Annotated in this window: 3 protein-coding genes; all 3 read left to right on the top strand. The window is 46.3% G+C overall.

Annotation, left to right across the window (positions count from 1 at the left end):
- On the top strand, positions 1-811 hold an 811-nt coding region (gene recA / locus VIM91_RS10510; protein ID WP_331864766.1), incomplete at its 5' end, for a recombinase RecA.
- On the top strand, positions 795-1,289 hold the full coding sequence (locus VIM91_RS10505) for a regulatory protein RecX (protein WP_331864765.1): 495 nt from the start codon (positions 795-797) through the stop codon (positions 1,287-1,289). The genes recA and VIM91_RS10505, both read left to right, overlap by 17 nt.
- A 64-nt stretch (positions 1,290-1,353) precedes the next feature.
- On the top strand, positions 1,354-1,589 hold a 236-nt coding region (locus VIM91_RS10500; RefSeq protein WP_331864764.1), incomplete at its 3' end, for an alanine--tRNA ligase-related protein.

Here is a 1,589-nt window from a genome sequence, read left to right as displayed (position 1 = left end):
GATTGCCGAAGCCCAAAAGAAAGGCGGCGTCGCCGCGTTTGTGGATGCCGAACATGCGTTAGATCCATCTTATGCCGAAAAATTAGGTGTAGATGTCGACAACTTATTAGTCTCGCAACCAGATACCGGTGAGCAAGCGCTTGAGATCGCCGACATGCTAGTACGCTCAGGTGGGGTGGATATCGTGGTGATCGACTCGGTCGCCGCTTTGACACCTAAGGCCGAAATTGAAGGCGACATGGGCGACTCACATATGGGTCTGCAAGCACGTTTAATGTCACAAGCCTTGCGTAAATTGACTGCCAACATCAAACGAACCAATACCTTGGTGATCTTTATCAACCAAATTCGTATGAAAATTGGCGTTATGTTTGGTAGCCCTGAAACCACTACTGGTGGTAATGCGTTGAAGTTTTATGCTTCAGTACGTTTGGATATTCGCCGTATTGGGGCGATTAAAAAAGGCGACGAAATTCTGGGTAACGAAACCCGCGTTAAAGTGGTGAAAAACAAAGTCGCGCCGCCATTTAAACAAGTTGAATTTGATATTTTGTATGGCCAAGGTATTTCGCGCGAAGGCGAAATTGTGGATCTAGGTGTACAAGAAAAACTGATTGATAAAGCGGGCGCTTGGTATAGCTATAACGGCGAAAAAATTGGCCAGGGTAAGGACAATGCGCGTCAGTTCTTGAAAGACAACCCAGAAATCTCCCAGACCTTGCAAGCACAAATAAAAGAACGCTTAATGCCAAAACCGGGTTCAAAGGCTTCAGCCGCCGCTGAGTTTGATTTGGATGAAATCCCAGACTAAGCAGGCAAGCGTAAATTCACCCGAGGATTTGTTTAAAACCATGCTCGGGCGTGCGCAATATTTGCTTGCGATGCGTGAGCACGGCGCAAAAGAACTCAAAACCAAATTGTGCCAAAAATTTGCCGAATATGAGCAAGCACCAGGCCTGGTGGACGACGTTATCCAGTGTTGCCAGAAAAAAAACTGGCAAAGTGACGAGCGTTATGTTGAATCCTATGTGCGCATGGCGATGCAGAAAGGTCAGGGCCCATTAAAAATTCGCCAAGCTTTAATGCGCGCAAGCGATGACCAGGCCATTATGGATGCGCATTTAAACCTGGGGGACGATGTCTGGTGTGACATCGCACAGCAAGCTCTGGAAAAAAAATACCAGGATGCTTATAAACCCTCAGAGCGTAAAGAACATGCTAAACGCTTACGCTTTTTGCAAAGTCGAGGATTCAGCGGCTCGCAATGCTACAAAGCGTTTAAATCCTGATGCTCGATAAGGCATCAAAAATTTGAAACAAAAAACAGAATTTTAACTTTTTAGGTTTGCTTATATGACCAGTGCAGAACTCAGACAAGCGTTTATTGATTATTTTGCCGAAAAGAATCACACGCCCGTACATTCCAGCCCCGTGATTCCGGCCGAAGATCCGACGCTGTTATTTACCAACGCCGGTATGGTGCAGTTTAAAGACACCTTTCTCGGCCATGAAAAACGCGACTATACGCGTGCGGTGAGTGTGCAGCGTTGTATTCGAGCCGGTGGTAAACACAACGATTTAGAAAACGT

The sequence above is a fragment of the Thiomicrospira sp. genome (assembly GCF_036568485.1).
GTDB lineage: Bacteria > Pseudomonadota > Gammaproteobacteria > Thiomicrospirales > Thiomicrospiraceae > Thiomicrospira.
Note: the sequence above shows the minus strand (reverse complement) of the source record. Positions and strands in the feature narration are given on the sequence as shown.

Bases quoted from the DNA above. Each gene is read 5' to 3' on its own strand.
- VIM91_RS10505 (WP_331864765.1), top strand. From the start codon at position 795: ATGAAATCCCAGACTAAGCAGGCAAGCGTAAATTCACCCGAGGATTTG.